This window comes from Eikenella sp. Marseille-P7795 (assembly GCF_916618725.1).
In the GTDB taxonomy this organism is placed as follows: Bacteria; Pseudomonadota; Gammaproteobacteria; order Burkholderiales; family Neisseriaceae; genus Eikenella; species Eikenella longinqua.
In genome coordinates this window covers 479,566-493,242 of sequence record NZ_CAKAJZ010000002.1, presented here as the reverse complement: position 1 = coordinate 493,242, position 13,677 = coordinate 479,566, and the positions used below count along the sequence as shown (strand labels likewise).

The 13,677-nt window shown below is 52.7% G+C and carries 12 protein-coding genes, 4 tRNA genes and 1 pseudogene; 16 read left to right on the top strand and 1 reads right to left on the bottom strand.

Annotated features, from left to right (window positions below):
- Positions 1-67: 67 nt before the first annotated feature.
- Positions 68-2,368: a type I DNA topoisomerase gene (topA, locus tag LG371_RS05960; protein WP_225747999.1), complete on the top strand. Its 2,301-nt coding sequence runs from the start codon at positions 68-70 to the stop codon at positions 2,366-2,368.
- A 238-nt stretch (positions 2,369-2,606) separates the two neighbouring features.
- Here the strand turns inward: topA and LG371_RS05955 are convergent, their stop codons facing one another.
- A complete protein-coding gene (locus tag LG371_RS05955) occupies positions 2,607-2,843 on the bottom strand; it encodes a GlsB/YeaQ/YmgE family stress response membrane protein (protein WP_067595236.1) in 237 nt (78 codons plus the stop codon).
- A gap of 81 nt (positions 2,844-2,924) precedes the next feature.
- On the opposite strand from LG371_RS05955, the pseudogene LG371_RS05950 reads away from it, so the two are divergent.
- The 15 genes and pseudogenes from LG371_RS05950 to rpoB form a co-directional block, all read left to right on the top strand.
- Positions 2,925-3,032: pseudogene (locus tag LG371_RS05950) on the top strand (IS5/IS1182 family transposase); the annotation flags it as partial.
- 19 nt (positions 3,033-3,051) lie between these two features.
- Positions 3,052-3,621: a 16S rRNA (guanine(966)-N(2))-methyltransferase RsmD gene (gene rsmD, locus LG371_RS05945; protein WP_225747998.1), complete on the top strand. Its 570-nt coding sequence runs from the start codon at positions 3,052-3,054 to the stop codon at positions 3,619-3,621.
- A gap of 136 nt (positions 3,622-3,757) precedes the next feature.
- Entirely contained in the window at positions 3,758-4,015 is a 258-nt protein-coding gene (locus tag LG371_RS05940) for a YfhL family 4Fe-4S dicluster ferredoxin (RefSeq protein ID WP_067595242.1), read from the top strand.
- A gap of 106 nt (positions 4,016-4,121) precedes the next feature.
- Positions 4,122-4,205, top strand: a tRNA-Tyr gene (locus LG371_RS05935).
- A gap of 22 nt (positions 4,206-4,227) precedes the next feature.
- A tRNA-Gly gene (locus LG371_RS05930) sits at positions 4,228-4,301 on the top strand.
- A 13-nt stretch (positions 4,302-4,314) separates the two neighbouring features.
- A tRNA-Thr gene (locus tag LG371_RS05925) sits at positions 4,315-4,389 on the top strand.
- A 51-nt stretch (positions 4,390-4,440) separates the two neighbouring features.
- Positions 4,441-5,625, top strand: coding sequence for an elongation factor Tu (tuf, locus tag LG371_RS05920; RefSeq protein WP_067589334.1), 1,185 nt, complete (start codon positions 4,441-4,443; stop codon positions 5,623-5,625).
- A gap of 7 nt (positions 5,626-5,632) precedes the next feature.
- Positions 5,633-5,708: transfer RNA gene (locus LG371_RS05915), tRNA-Trp, on the top strand.
- Between the two features lie 75 nt (positions 5,709-5,783).
- Positions 5,784-6,239, top strand: coding sequence for a preprotein translocase subunit SecE (secE, locus tag LG371_RS05910; protein WP_082890678.1), 456 nt, complete (start codon positions 5,784-5,786; stop codon positions 6,237-6,239).
- A gap of 22 nt (positions 6,240-6,261) precedes the next feature.
- Positions 6,262-6,804 carry a transcription termination/antitermination protein NusG gene (gene nusG, locus LG371_RS05905; protein ID WP_067590315.1) on the top strand — a complete coding sequence of 181 codons (543 nt, stop codon included), beginning with the start codon at positions 6,262-6,264 and terminating at the stop codon, positions 6,802-6,804.
- Positions 6,805-6,904: 100 nt separating this feature from the next.
- The gene (rplK, locus tag LG371_RS05900) at positions 6,905-7,336 is read left to right on the top strand and encodes a 50S ribosomal protein L11 (RefSeq protein ID WP_064090314.1); all 432 of its coding nucleotides are present in this window, start codon (positions 6,905-6,907) and stop codon (positions 7,334-7,336) included.
- Positions 7,336-8,031, top strand: a complete 696-nt coding sequence (rplA, locus tag LG371_RS05895; RefSeq protein ID WP_067590312.1) for a 50S ribosomal protein L1 — start codon at positions 7,336-7,338, stop codon at positions 8,029-8,031. Before rplK ends, rplA begins: the two co-directional genes overlap by 1 nt.
- A gap of 231 nt (positions 8,032-8,262) precedes the next feature.
- Positions 8,263-8,766: a 50S ribosomal protein L10 gene (gene rplJ, locus LG371_RS05890; RefSeq protein WP_225747997.1), complete on the top strand. Its 504-nt coding sequence runs from the start codon at positions 8,263-8,265 to the stop codon at positions 8,764-8,766.
- Positions 8,767-8,815: 49 nt separating this feature from the next.
- The gene (gene rplL, locus LG371_RS05885) at positions 8,816-9,187 is read left to right on the top strand and encodes a 50S ribosomal protein L7/L12 (RefSeq protein ID WP_067590307.1); all 372 of its coding nucleotides are present in this window, start codon (positions 8,816-8,818) and stop codon (positions 9,185-9,187) included.
- A 196-nt stretch (positions 9,188-9,383) separates the two neighbouring features.
- Positions 9,384-13,565 carry a DNA-directed RNA polymerase subunit beta gene (gene rpoB / locus LG371_RS05880; RefSeq protein ID WP_225747996.1) on the top strand — a complete coding sequence of 1,394 codons (4,182 nt, stop codon included), beginning with the start codon at positions 9,384-9,386 and terminating at the stop codon, positions 13,563-13,565.
- Positions 13,566-13,677: the final 112 nt, after the last annotated feature.

Below are 13,677 nucleotides of genomic sequence, written 5' to 3'. Positions count from 1 at the left end.
GCTCGATGCGGTGCCAACGGAATTCGGCCGCCCGCCGGCTGCCACAACTGTCTTTTGCGAGGAAATAATGTCGAAAAACCTGCTGATTGTTGAGTCTCCCAACAAGATTAAATCGATTAAAAAATATTTGGGCAGCGATTTTGAAGTGTTGGCTTCCTTCGGCCACGTGCGCGATTTGGTGCCGAAAAATGGCGCGGTGGATCCCGAGCACGATTTCGCCATGAAATACGAAGTGCCGGCCAAGAGCAAGAAACACATCGACGCCATTGTGGCCGCCGCCAAAGAAGCCGACACCCTCTACCTGGCCACCGACCCGGACCGCGAAGGCGAAGCCATTTCCTGGCATATTTACGAAATCCTCAAATCCAAACGCGGCATCAAAAACCTGGAAGAGCGCACCCAGCGCGTGGTGTTCCACGAAGTGACCAAAAAAGGCGTGCAGGAAGCGCTGAAGCAGCCGCGCAAGCTGGATATGGATTTGGTGGACGCACAGCAGGCCAGGCGCGCGCTGGATTATTTGGTGGGTTTCAACCTCTCGCCGCTGCTGTGGAAGAAAATCCGCCGCGGCCTGAGCGCCGGCCGCGTGCAAAGCCCCGCCCTGCGCCTGATTTGCGAGCGCGAAAACGAAATCCGCGCCTTTGAAACGCAGGAATACTGGAGCGTGCACTTAGACAGCCACAAAGGCCGCCAGAAATTCGGCGCCAAGCTCACGCATTGGCAGGGCAATAAGCTGGAGCAATTCTCCTTAGGCAACGAAGCCGCGCAAGCGGAAGTGTTGGCCGCCATGCAGGGCAAGCCGGCGCAGGTGCTGGAAGTGGCCAAGAAAAAGGCCACCCGCAAGCCCGCCGCGCCCTATACCACCTCCACCATGCAGCAAGATGCCGTGCGCAAGCTCGGCTTCACCACCGACCGCACCATGCGCACGGCGCAGCAGCTGTTTGAAGGCGTGGACGTAGGCCAAGGCTCGGTGGGCTTGATCACCTATATGCGTACCGACAGCGTTACTCTGTCGCAAGACGCGCTGGCCGAAATCCGCCACTATATCGACAACAAAATCGGCGCCGATTTCCTGCCCAAGTCGCCGCGCATGTACCGCACCAAATCGAAAAACGCGCAGGAAGCGCACGAAGCCATCCGCCCCACCTCGGTGTATCGCACGCCCGAAAGCGTGAAGCCTTTCCTGAGCGCCGACCAATTCAAGCTCTACCAGATGATTTGGCAGCGCACCATGGCCTGCCAGATGGCCGAAGCCAAGTTTGATGCCACCACCGTGGACATCGGCGTGGGCGAAGGCGTGTTCCGCGCCACCGGCCAAGTGCTGGTGTTTGCCGGCTTCTTGAGCGTGTATCAGGAAGGGCACGACGAAGACGACGAGGATGAAGACAACAAAAAGCTGCCCGAATTGGAATCCGGCGAAACCCTGCCGGTGGACAAGCTCTACGGCGAGCAGCACTTCACCCAGCCGCCGCCCCGCTTCAACGAAGCCACGCTGGTGAAAGCGCTGGAAGAATTCGGCATCGGCCGCCCCTCCACCTACGCCAGCATCATCAAAACGCTGAAAGACCGCGAATACGTAACCGTGGACCAGCGCCGCTTCCTGCCCACCGACACCGGCGAAATCGTCAACAAATTCCTCACCGAACACTTCACCCAATATGTGGATTACGATTTCACCGCCAAGCTGGAAGACCAGCTTGACGACATCGCCAGCGGCAAGCGGCAGTGGATTCCGGTGATGGACAAATTCTGGAAAGGCTTCCACAAGCAGATTGAAGAGAAAGCCGGCATCGAGCGCGCCAAAATCACCACCGAAGAGCTGGACGAAACCTGCCCCAAATGCGGCCAACACAAGCTGCAAATCAAATTCGGCAAACGCGGCCGCTTCATCGCCTGCTCCGGCTACCCCGATTGCGACTACACGCGCAATATCAACGAAACCGCCGAAGAAGCCGCCAAAGCCGCCGAAGAGCCCACTATCGTGGAAGGGCGCGAATGCCCCAAATGCGGCGGCCAGCTGGTGTATAAAAAAGGCCGTTTCGGCAAATTCATCGGCTGCGCCAACTATCCCAAGTGCAAACACATCGAGCCCTTGGAAAAGCCGAAAGACACCGGCGTGGGCTGCCCCAAATGCGGCAAAGGCCATCTGATAGAGCGCAAATCGCGCTACGGCAAGCTGTTTTACAGCTGCAACACCTACCCCGATTGCGACTACGCCACCTGGAACCCGCCCGTCGCAGAAGAATGCCCGAAATGCCACTGGCCGGTGCTCACCATCAAAACCACCAAACGCTGGGGTGTGGAAAAAGTGTGCCCGCAGAAAGAATGCGGCTGGAAAGAGCAGATTGAGCCGCCTGCACCGAAGGGATGAGCCGTTGGTGAAACAGAAAGGCTACCTGAAAACGGCAAAACATTTTTCAGGTAGCCTTTTGACCGGATAGCCAAGTTTGCACCATCAGGCTACCTGAAAACTTCAGACAAGGGTTGCGGATGGTCGGCAGCCGTGGCCGTTTTTCAGGTAGTCTCGTCAGGCTGGCAAACAAGCGCACATAAAAAGCAGCCTGCCAACCGATTGGTGGAGGCTGCTTTTGGTTGCCAGCAACGCGGCTTTATTTCCGCAGGCCGGCAAAAATTGCCAAAATGGCAATCGCGCCCAGCGTGGAAGCAATCCAGCCTGCCGGTTGGCCGATGGCATACCAGCCCATCGTCTGCCCGACCCAGCTGGCCACCACCGAGCCGCCGATGCCCAGCAGCGTGGTCATGATGATGCCCAGCCGTTGCGCGCCGGGATACAGGAATTTGGCCAACACGCCGATGATGAAGCCGATAATGATGGTGCTGATCATATTGGGTTTTCCTCTTGTGGTGTGGATAGGTGGCATACATATTAGGGGCGCCACGGGCATTTCAAGCAACAGGCTACCTGAAAATATAGTGGATTAAATTTAAATCAGGAGAAGGCGACGAAGCCGCAGACAGTACAGGTAGTACGGCAAGGCGAGGCAACGCTGTACTGGTTTAAATTTAATTCACTATAGAGCGGCAACTAACAAAATGAAAACACCAAACAATAGCAAACACAGCAACCAAGTCCGCATCATCGGCGGCGAACACCGCGGGCGCAAAATCAAATTCGCCTCGGCGGAAGGCCTGCGCCCCACTGCTGACAGCGTGCGCGAACGCCTGTTCAACTGGCTCGGCCAGGATTTGGCGGGGCAAACCGTGCTCGATCTGTTTGCCGGCAGCGGCGCGCTTGGCTTGGAAGCCGCTTCGCGCCATGCGGCCAAAGTGGTGCTGGTGGAACACAACCGCCGTACTGCGGCAAGTTTGCAACAGCAGGTGCGCGAGTTCGGGCTACCTGAAAAAGTGAGCGTGCATACGGGCGGTGCGTTGGATTATCTGGCTGCGGCGCAGGAGAAGTTCAGCGTGGTGTTTCTCGATCCGCCTTTTGCCTGGCAGGAATGGGCGCAGCTGTTTACGCGTTTGCAGCCGCGTTTGCAGGCCGGCGCGCGGGTATATATAGAGGCGGGGGAATTTCCTCCACTGCCGGAGTATTTGGCCGTGCGGAAGGAAGGCCGATCGGGTTTGAGCCGCTATGCCCTGCTGGCCTACGAGCCGGAGTGAGTTGCATTTAATAATTGTTCTCAAAGGATAAATTTTCTATTTGCCGCACTGAAAACAGGCTACCTGAAAAGCGGCTTGTGCTATAATCCCGCGCCTTCGGTTTTGGATAATTAGAAAAGCACTGAAGAGGAAAAAAATGTCTCTTTTTATTACTGACGAATGCATCAACTGCGACGTGTGCGAGCCGGAATGCCCCAATGATGCCATCTCGCAAGGAGAGGAAATCTATGAGATTGATCCAAACCTGTGCACGCAGTGTGTTGGCCACTACGACGAACCGCAATGCCAGCAGGTGTGCCCGGTGGATTGTATCCTGATTGACGAGGAAAACCCGGAAAGCGAAGAACAGTTGCGCGCAAAATACGAAAAAATCATTTTGCTGAAAAAAGCGTAATACAGAATTTGTTGTAAAAATATTGTGTTGCCAGAAATCGAGAAAATGGCCTGAAAATTTTGCTTGACGAGCATTTGCGAAAGCGGCTATATTCGTGTTCTCTTTTGGTGGGATTCCCGAGCGGTCAAAGGGGGCAGACTGTAAATCTGTTGCGAGAGCTTCGAAGGTTCGAATCCTTCTCCCACCACCACATTGATGTTTGGGGCATAAGTGCGGGTGTAGCTCAATGGTAGAGCAGAAGCCTTCCAAGCTTACGGTGAGGGTTCGATTCCCTTCACCCGCTCCAATAAACTTTTTAGGCCCATGTAGCTCAGGGGTAGAGCACTCCCTTGGTAAGGGAGAGGTCGGCAGTTCAAATCTGCCCATGGGCACCATCTGATTTTATCCCTTTTCACTCTTAATTTTAAGCTATATAGGAAATTGCCATGGCTAAGGAAAAATTCGAACGTAGCAAGCCGCACGTAAACGTTGGCACCATTGGTCACGTTGACCATGGTAAGACCACGCTGACCGCAGCGCTGACCACCATTTTGGCCGAGAAATTTGGCGGACAGGCTAAAGCCTACGACCAGATTGACAACGCCCCGGAAGAAAAAGCCCGCGGCATCACCATCAACACCGCCCACGTAGAATACGAAACCGAGACCCGGCACTACGCTCACGTAGACTGCCCCGGACACGCCGACTACGTGAAAAACATGATTACCGGTGCCGCCCAGATGGACGGTGCCATCCTCGTTGTATCCGCCGCCGACGGCCCCATGCCCCAGACCCGCGAACACATCCTGCTCGCCCGTCAGGTAGGCGTACCCTACATCCTCGTATTCATGAACAAATGCGACATGGTAGATGACGCCGAGCTGCTCGAACTCGTAGAAATGGAAATCCGCGACCTGCTCTCCAGCTACGACTTCCCCGGCGATGACTGCCCCATCATACAAGGTTCCGCCCTCAAAGCCCTCGAAGGCGATGCCGGCTACAAAGAAAAAATCTTCGAACTGGCCGCCGCCCTCGACAGTTACATCCCCACCCCCGAGCGCGCCATTGACAAACCCTTCCTGCTGCCGATTGAAGACGTATTCTCCATCTCCGGCCGTGGCACCGTGGTAACCGGCCGTGTAGAACGCGGCGTCATCCACGTTGGCGACGAAATCGAAATCGTCGGTTTGAAACCCACCCAGAAAACTACCTGCACCGGCGTCGAAATGTTCCGCAAACTGCTCGATGAAGGCCAGGCAGGCGACAACGTAGGCGTACTGTTGCGCGGCACCAAACGCGAAGAAGTAGAGCGCGGCCAAGTATTGGCCAAACCCGGCAGCATCACCCCGCACACCAAGTTCAAAGCCGAAGTGTATGTATTGAGCAAAGAAGAAGGCGGCCGTCACACACCGTTCTTTGCTAACTACCGCCCGCAGTTCTACTTCCGCACCACCGACGTAACTGGTGCCGTAGAGCTCGAACCCGGCGTAGAGATGGTAATGCCTGGTGAGAACGTAACCATTACCGTAGAACTGATTGCCCCGATTGCGATGGAAGAAGGTCTGCGCTTTGCGATTCGCGAAGGTGGCCGCACGGTAGGTGCCGGTGTGGTTGCTTCTGTGATTGCTTAAGGTTTAGAGGCCAGTAGCTCAATTGGTAGAGTATCGGTCTCCAAAACCGAGGGTTGGGGGTTCGAGACCCTCCTGGCCTGCCAAAAAAAGACTAACCGGCTCGCCGGTTAGTCTTTAATTTTATAAATTCATTATGTAGATTTAGGGTGGTTGCTATAATGAGAGATCGTAAACAAAAAGTAAAGGAGATGCTTGATGCGGTGTCTGCAAAGCCATCTCGCCAAGAGCTGCGTAATCGTGCGCAGGGTGGTCAAAAGAAAAGTCGGTCAGGAGATGCGGTCAAAATATTTTTAGCTGTAGTGCTGGTTTTTGGGAGTGCTATAGGATTTTCTCTTTTGGCTAATCAACCGCTTTATATTCGCTGGCTATTGTTGGGTGGTGGGATTTCATTGGCAGCACTGATTGTTTTTGTATGGTGTGATATTGGGGTAAATCTGATTCGGTATATTAAAGATTCGATTACCGAGATTAAGAAAGTAGTGTGGCCTGCTAAGAATGAGGCATGGCGTAATACATTTTTTGTGCTGATGTTTACAGCGGTCATGACTGTGTTTCTGTGGTTAGTAGATACATTCTTGGTGTGGCTGCTACTTACGCTGAGTGGTGGCAAATAAATTTTAAAAGGTGGTTAGAGCGATGGCTAAGATGTGGTATGTCATTCAGGCTTATTCCGGATTTGAGAAGAATGTTCAAAAAACCCTCAAAGAACGGATTGCTAGAGAGGGAATGGATGAGTTTTTTGGCCAGATTTTGGTGCCGGTTGAAGAAGTTGTTGGTATCAAGAATGGGCGGAAAACGGTTAGTGAGCGTAAATTTTTTCCAGGTTATGTTTTGATTGAGATGGAAATGACTGATGAGTCGTGGCATTTAGTCAAGAGTACGCCTCGAGTAAATGGGTTTGTTGGCGGTACGGCTAATCGGCCTTTGCCTATCTCACAGAGAGAGGTTGATGCCATTATGTCTCAGGTTGCCGATGCTTCCGGTGGCGAGAAGAAACCGAAACCGAGAGTAGAGTTTGAGGTTGGTCAGCAGGTTCGTGTAGGGGAAGGGCCTTTTTCTGATTTCAATGGTCTCGTGGATGATGTGGATTATGAGAGGAATAAGCTGCGGGTTTTGGTTCAGATTTTTGGGCGAGAGACGCCGGTTGAGTTGGATTTTAGCCAGGTTGAAAAAATTTAATATCGTGCGCTTGGCAATAAGCTAGAAATTCCATTATAATGCAAAGTTCGATTTTTGGGGAGCAGAAGGTTCTGCGTATTTACCCGTTTAGGAGCTAATTGTGGCAAAGAAAATTGTAGGTTACATCAAACTGCAGATTCCTGCAGGGAAGGCAAACCCTTCTCCGCCAGTTGGTCCGGCGCTGGGCCAGCGTGGTTTGAATATTATGGAGTTTTGTAAGGCATTTAATGCGGCAACACAGAATGTGGAACCAGGTTTGCCGATTCCGGTGGTGATTACTGCTTTTGCAGATAAGTCTTTTACTTTTGTAATGAAGACTCCGCCGGCAAGCATTTTGCTGAAAAAAGCAGCAGGATTGCAGAAGGGTAGTTCAAACCCGCTCACTAATAAAGTGGGTAAGGTTACTCGAGCTCAGCTTGAGGAAATTGCTAAAACTAAGGAGCCGGATTTGACTGCAGCTGATTTGGATGCTGCGGTACGTACGATTGCAGGTTCTGCCCGCTCAATGGGCTTGGATGTGGAGGGTGTGTAATGGCTAAATCATCTAAACGCTTCCAAGAGATTCGTTCGGCTATCGATTCAAATGTGCACTATTCAATTGATGAGGCAATTGGCTTGGTGAAAAAAACCGCTACAGCCAAATTTGATGAGTCTATTGATGTTGCTATCAATCTGGGTGTGGATTCACGCAAATCTGATCAGGTTATTCGTGGCTCTGTAGTCTTGCCTAAGGGTACCGGCAAAACTGTTCGTGTTGCTGTGTTTACTCAAGGTGCCAATGTTGAGGCCGCCAAGGAAGCTGGTGCTGATATTGTAGGTTTTGACGATTTGGCTGCTGAAGTGAAGCAAGGCAATTTGGATTTTGATGTGGTCATTGCTTCTCCGGATGCAATGCGCGTTGTGGGTCAATTGGGTACTATTTTGGGTCCGCGCGGTTTGATGCCGAATCCGAAAGTGGGTACGGTTACCCCTAATGTGGCAGAGGCGGTGCGCAATGCCAAGGCTGGTCAGGTTCAGTATCGTACTGATAAGGCAGGTGTGGTTCATGCTGCTATCGGCCGTGCTTCATTCGATCCGGCTGCCTTGCGCGAAAACTTTGATGCCTTGCTGGATGCGGTAATTAAAGCTAAACCAGCGGCGACTAAAGGGCAATATCTGAAGAAGGTGGCTCTGTCCAGCACTATGGGGCCGGGCGTGCGCGTAGATGTTGCCAGCATCAATGGTTAAGTGAAATTTTCAGGTAGCCTTTGGTTGGATTGAGAGGCTACCTGAAAACGGACTACTTATACTTGTTATAAGTAGAGTCCAAGACCGTAGGGATCGCAAGATTTAATAATTACCCTACGCAGACGGTGGTCCTGAAGTGTATGCAATTGGTTGTTTGCAAAATGTCTTTTCAGGTTGCCGAACTGGTGGAATACCTGTGGGTATTCTTTGATAAACAGTAGGAGGTAGACCTTGAGTCTTAGTATCGAAACTAAAAAAGCAGTGGTGGAAGAGATTGTTGCCGGTATTGGCAATGCTCAGACCATGGTGCTTGCCGAATACCGCGGAATCAGTGTTGCCAGTATGACCGAATTGCGTGCTAATGCACGTAAGGAAGGTGTGTATCTGCGAGTGTTGAAAAACACTTTGGCGCGACGTGCGGTGGAAGGTACCTCTTTTGCTGAGCTGGCTGAGCATATGGTTGGCCAGCTGATTTATGCCGCTTCTGAAGATGCGGTTGCTGCAGCAAAAGTATTGCACCAATTCTCTAAAAAAGATGAGAAGCTGATCGTTAAAGCAGGCTCATATGACGGCAAAGTATTGGATGCCGCTCAAGTGGGTGCACTGGCAGCTATTCCGAGTCGTGAAGAGTTGCTGTCTAAATTGCTGTTCCTCATGCAGGCTCCGTTGTCTGGCATAGCTCGCGGCATGGCTGCTTTGGCTGAGAAAAAAGCTGGTGAAGAAGCAGCTGCTTAATCGAAATTTATTTGATCTTTGTTATTTATTTAATTAGGAGTTTTATAGCATGGCTATTTCTAAAGAAGACATTTTGGAAGCAATCGGCAGCCTGACCGTAATGGAGCTGAACGATTTGGTTAAAGAATTTGAAACCAAATTCGGTGTTTCTGCTGCTGCAGTTGCAGTTGCTGCTGGTCCTGCTGGTGCTGCTGGTGAAGCTGAAGCCAAATCTGAAGTAGATGTAATTTTGGCTGCTGCTGGTGATCAGAAAGTTGGCGTGATTAAGGTGGTACGTGCCATTACCGGCTTGGGCTTGAAAGAAGCTAAAGACATGGTTGACGGCGCTCCGAAAACCATCAAAGAAGGTGTTACTCCGGCTGAAGCCGAGGAAATTAAGAAACAGCTGGAAGAAGCTGGCGCTAAAGTCGAAATCAAATAAGCTGTTTATTGCAAACGGGCTGGCAGTTTTCTGCCAGCCTTGTTTCGCTTGGAAAATATAAATTGCCAGTAATTTACATATATTTGCTATTTGGCCTGTGTTTAACAGCAAATATATGTAAATTTAGGCAGTGGTGTGTTTGCTGCGCCTTGATAAAGATGGAATCCATATCTCTTATTCTTTGGAGTGTTTAGTAATGAGTTATTCGTTTACCGAGAAAAAACGCATCAGAAAGAGCTTTGCTAAGCGGGATAGTGTGCTGGAAGTGCCCTATCTGCTGGCAACGCAGTTGGAGTCTTATCATAAGTTCCTCCAGCAAGATTGTGCTTTTGACAAGCGCCAAGATGAGGGCTTGCAAGCAGCGTTTAATTCGATTTTCCCAATTGTCAGCCACAATGGCTATGCCCGCCTAGAGTTCGCCCATTACATCTTGGGTGAGCCGCTGTTTGATATTGCAGAGTGCCAATTGCGCGGTATCACTTATGCGGCGCCGCTGCGTGCCCGTATCCGCTTGGTTATTTTGGATAAAGAATCTTCCAAACCAAATGTGGTGAAAGAGGTTCGTGAGAATGAAGTGTATATGGGCGAAATTCCGCTGATGACACCCTATGGTTCATTCATTATCAATGGTACGGAGCGCGTGATTGTGTCTCAGCTGCACCGTTCTCCTGGTGTGTTTTTTGAACACGACCGCGGTAAAACGCACTCGTCCGGTAAGCTTCTGTTTTCTGCCAGAATTATTCCATATCGTGGCTCTTGGTTAGATTTGGAGTTTGATCCGAAAGACCTGCTGTACTTCCGTATCGACCGCCGCCGCAAGATGCCGGTAACCATCTTGCTGAAAGCCTTGGGCTACACGACAGAGCAAATTCTCGATACTTTTTATGATAAAGAAACCTTCTATCTAACCAGAGAAGGCGTAGAAACCGATTTGGTGTTGTCTCGCTTGAAAGGCGAAACGGCCAAAACCGATATTTGCGATCAAGAAGGTAAAGTATTGGTGGCTGCCGGCAAGCGTGTAACGGCTAAGGCACTGCGCGACATCGAGAAAGCCGGCTTAAAACGCCTGCACGTGGAAGCGGAAGCTTTGATTGGCAAAGTGTTGGCCAAAGATGTAATTGTTCCCGATACCGGCGAAGTGCTGGCAGAAGCCAACAGCGAGATTACCGAAGAACTATTGGCTCAGCTGGAAATCCAAGGTGTAAACGAAATCCAAACTTTGTACATCAACGAGTTGGGGCATGGTGGCTATATCTCCGCCACGCTGCGCGTTGATGAAACTGCCGATCAGGCGGCTGCCCGAATTGCGATTTACCGCATGATGCGCCCCGGTGAGCCGCCGACCGAAGAAGCGGTGGAAATGCTGTTTGACCGCCTGTTCTTCAACGAAGCCAGCTACGACCTATCGCGTGTTGGCCGCATGAAGTTCAACACCCGCACCTACGAGCAGAAACTGACCGAAGACCAGAAACATTCTTGGTTCGGCCGTTTGTTGAACGAAACGCTGGCCGGTGGAGCCGAAAAAGGCGGTTTCATCCTCAGTACAGAAGACATCGTGGCTTCCATCGCCACCCTGGTTGAGCTGCGTAACGGCCATGGCGAAGTGGATGATATCGACCACTTGGGCAACCGCCGCGTGCGTTCCGTGGGTGAACTGACCGAGAACCAATTCCGCTCAGGTTTGGCTCGTGTTGAGCGTGCCGTGAAAGAGCGCCTGAATCAGGCCGAGGCCGACAATCTGATGCCGACCGATTTGATTAACGCCAAACCGGTATCCGCCGCCATCAAAGAATTCTTCGGCTCCAGCCAGCTTTCGCAGTTTATGGATCAAACCAATCCGCTGTCGGAAGTGACTCATAAGCGCCGTGTGTCTGCGCTCGGCCCGGGCGGCTTGACCCGTGAACGTGCCGGCTTCGAGGTGCGCGACGTACACCCGACCCACTATGGCCGCGTGTGCCCGATCGAAACGCCGGAAGGCCCGAACATCGGTTTGATCAACTCGCTGTCGGTTTATGCGCGCACCAATGATTACGGCTTCTTGGAAACGCCGTACCGTCGTGTGGTGGACGGCAAAGTCACCGACGAAATCGATTACTTGTCTGCCATCGAAGAAGGCCGTTATGTGATTGCGCAGGCCAATGCCGAAGTGGATAAGAAAGGCTACCTGAAAGGCGATTTGATTACCTGCCGCGAAAAAGGCGAAACCATCATGGCCAGCGCCGACCGCGTGCAATACATGGACGTGGCCACCGGCCAGGTGGTGTCTGTGGCAGCCTCGCTGATTCCCTTCCTGGAGCACGACGACGCCAACCGTGCCTTGATGGGTGCCAACATGCAGCGTCAGGCCGTGCCCTGCCTGCGTGCCGAAAAACCGCTGGTCGGCACCGGTATCGAGCGGTCCGTGGCCGTGGACTCGGCCACCGCCATCGTGGCTCGTCGCGGCGGCGTGGTGGAATATGTGGATGCCAACCGCATTGTGGTGCGCGTGCACGACGAAGAGACTGTGGCCGGTGAAGTGGGTGTGGACATTTACAACTTGGTGAAATTCACCCGTTCCAACCAGTCCACCAATATCAACCAACGCCCGGCGGTGAAAGCCGGCGACGTGTTGCAGCGCGGCGACCTGATTGCCGACGGCGCTTCCACCGATTTGGGCGAACTGGCGCTCGGTCAGAATATGACCATCGCCTTCATGCCTTGGAACGGCTACAACTATGAAGACTCGATTCTGATTTCCGAGAAAGTGGCCGCTGCCGACCGCTACACCTCCATCCACATTGAAGAGTTGAATGTGGTGGCGCGCGATACCAAGCTGGGTGCGGAAGAAATCACCCGCGATATTCCCAACCTGTCCGAGCGCATGCAAAACCGCCTGGATGAAAGCGGCATTGTGTACATCGGCGCCGAAGTGGAAGCCGGCGACGTATTGGTGGGCAAGGTGACGCCCAAAGGCGAAACCCAGCTTACGCCGGAAGAAAAATTGCTGCGCGCCATCTTCGGCGAAAAAGCTTCCGATGTGAAAGACACTTCCCTGCGCATGCCCACCGGCATGAGCGGCACGGTTATCGACGTGCAGGTGTTCACCCGTGAAGGCATCCAGCGCGACAAACGCGCCCAGTCGATTATCGACGGCGAATTGAAACGCTACCGTCAAGATTTGGGCGACCAGTTGCGTATTTTCGACAACGATGCTTTCGATCGTGTCGAGCGCATGATTGTTGGCCAGAAAGCCAACGGCGGCCCGCTGAAGCTGGGCAAAGGCAAAGAAATCACCGCCGAATATCTGGCTTCCCTGCCCACCAAACACGACTGGTTCGATATCCGCGTGGCCGATGAAGACATCGCCAAACAGATGGAGCTGATCAAGCTTTCGCTGCAACAAAAACGCGAAGAAGCCGACGAACTGTACGAAATCAAGAAAAAGAAAATGACCCAGGGCGACGAACTGCCCCCGGGCGTACAGAAAATGGTGAAAGTGTTCATCGCCATCAAACGCCGCTTGCAGGCGGGCGACAAAATGGCCGGCCGCCACGGTAACAAAGGCGTGGTATCGCGCATTCTGCCGGTGGAAGACATGCCCTACATGGCCGACGGCCGCACCGTAGACATCGTGCTCAACCCCTTGGGCGTACCGAGCCGCATGAACATCGGCCAGATTCTGGAAGTGCACTTGGGCTGGGCGGCAAAAGGCATCGGCCAGCGCATTGAAAAAATGTTGGCTGAAGAGCGCAAGGTGAAAGACATCCGCGCCTTCCTGGAAAAACTGTACAACGGCAGCGGTAAGAAGGAAGACCTCAAATCGCTCAGCGATGCGGAAATCCTCGAATTGGCCGAAAACCTGAAGAGCGGTGCCACCTTCGCTTCGCCCGTGTTCGACGGTGCCAAAGAGCAGGAAATCTACGAAATGCTCGAGCTGGCCTACCCCAGCGACGACCCCGAAGTGCAGAAGCTCGGCTTCAATGACACCAAAACTCAGATCACCCTCTACGACGGCCGCTCCGGCGAACCGTTCGACCGCAAGGTAACCGTGGGCGTGATGCATTATCTGAAGCTGCACCACTTGGTAGACGAAAAAATGCACGCCCGCTCCACCGGCCCGTACTCACTGGTTACCCAGCAGCCGCTGGGTGGTAAGGCGCAGTTCGGCGGCCAGCGTTTTGGTGAGATGGAGGTGTGGGCACTGGAGGCTTACGGCGCCGCCTACACGCTGCAGGAAATGCTAACCGTGAAATCGGATGACGTGACCGGTCGTACCAAAATGTATGAAAACATCGTGAAGGGCGAACACAAAATCGAAGCCGGCATGCCGGAGTCCTTCAACGTGCTGGTGAAAGAAATCCGTTCGCTGGGCTTGGATATCGATATGGAGCGGTATTAGGCGGAAGTTTTCAGGTAGCCTCTGAGGCTACCTGAAAATGGCCGAGGCTGGTTTGGGCACGCGATATTTCATCCGCCGAAGCAGCCCGGCAATCTTCCCGCCAAACTGCTAT

Bases quoted from the DNA above. Each gene is read 5' to 3' on its own strand.
- topA (WP_225747999.1), top strand. From the start codon at position 68: ATGTCGAAAAACCTGCTGATTGTTGAGTCTCCCAACAAGATTAAATCG.
- LG371_RS05955 (WP_067595236.1), bottom strand. From the start codon at position 2,843: ATGATCAGCACCATCATTATCGGCTTCATCATCGGCGTGTTGGCCAAA.
- rsmD (WP_225747998.1), top strand. From the start codon at position 3,052: ATGAAAACACCAAACAATAGCAAACACAGCAACCAAGTCCGCATCATC.
- LG371_RS05940 (WP_067595242.1), top strand. From the start codon at position 3,758: ATGTCTCTTTTTATTACTGACGAATGCATCAACTGCGACGTGTGCGAG.
- tuf (WP_067589334.1), top strand. From the start codon at position 4,441: ATGGCTAAGGAAAAATTCGAACGTAGCAAGCCGCACGTAAACGTTGGC.
- secE (WP_082890678.1), top strand. From the start codon at position 5,784: ATGAGAGATCGTAAACAAAAAGTAAAGGAGATGCTTGATGCGGTGTCT.
- nusG (WP_067590315.1), top strand. From the start codon at position 6,262: ATGGCTAAGATGTGGTATGTCATTCAGGCTTATTCCGGATTTGAGAAG.
- rplA (WP_067590312.1), top strand. From the start codon at position 7,336: ATGGCTAAATCATCTAAACGCTTCCAAGAGATTCGTTCGGCTATCGAT.
- rplL (WP_067590307.1), top strand. From the start codon at position 8,816: ATGGCTATTTCTAAAGAAGACATTTTGGAAGCAATCGGCAGCCTGACC.
- rpoB (WP_225747996.1), top strand. From the start codon at position 9,384: ATGAGTTATTCGTTTACCGAGAAAAAACGCATCAGAAAGAGCTTTGCT.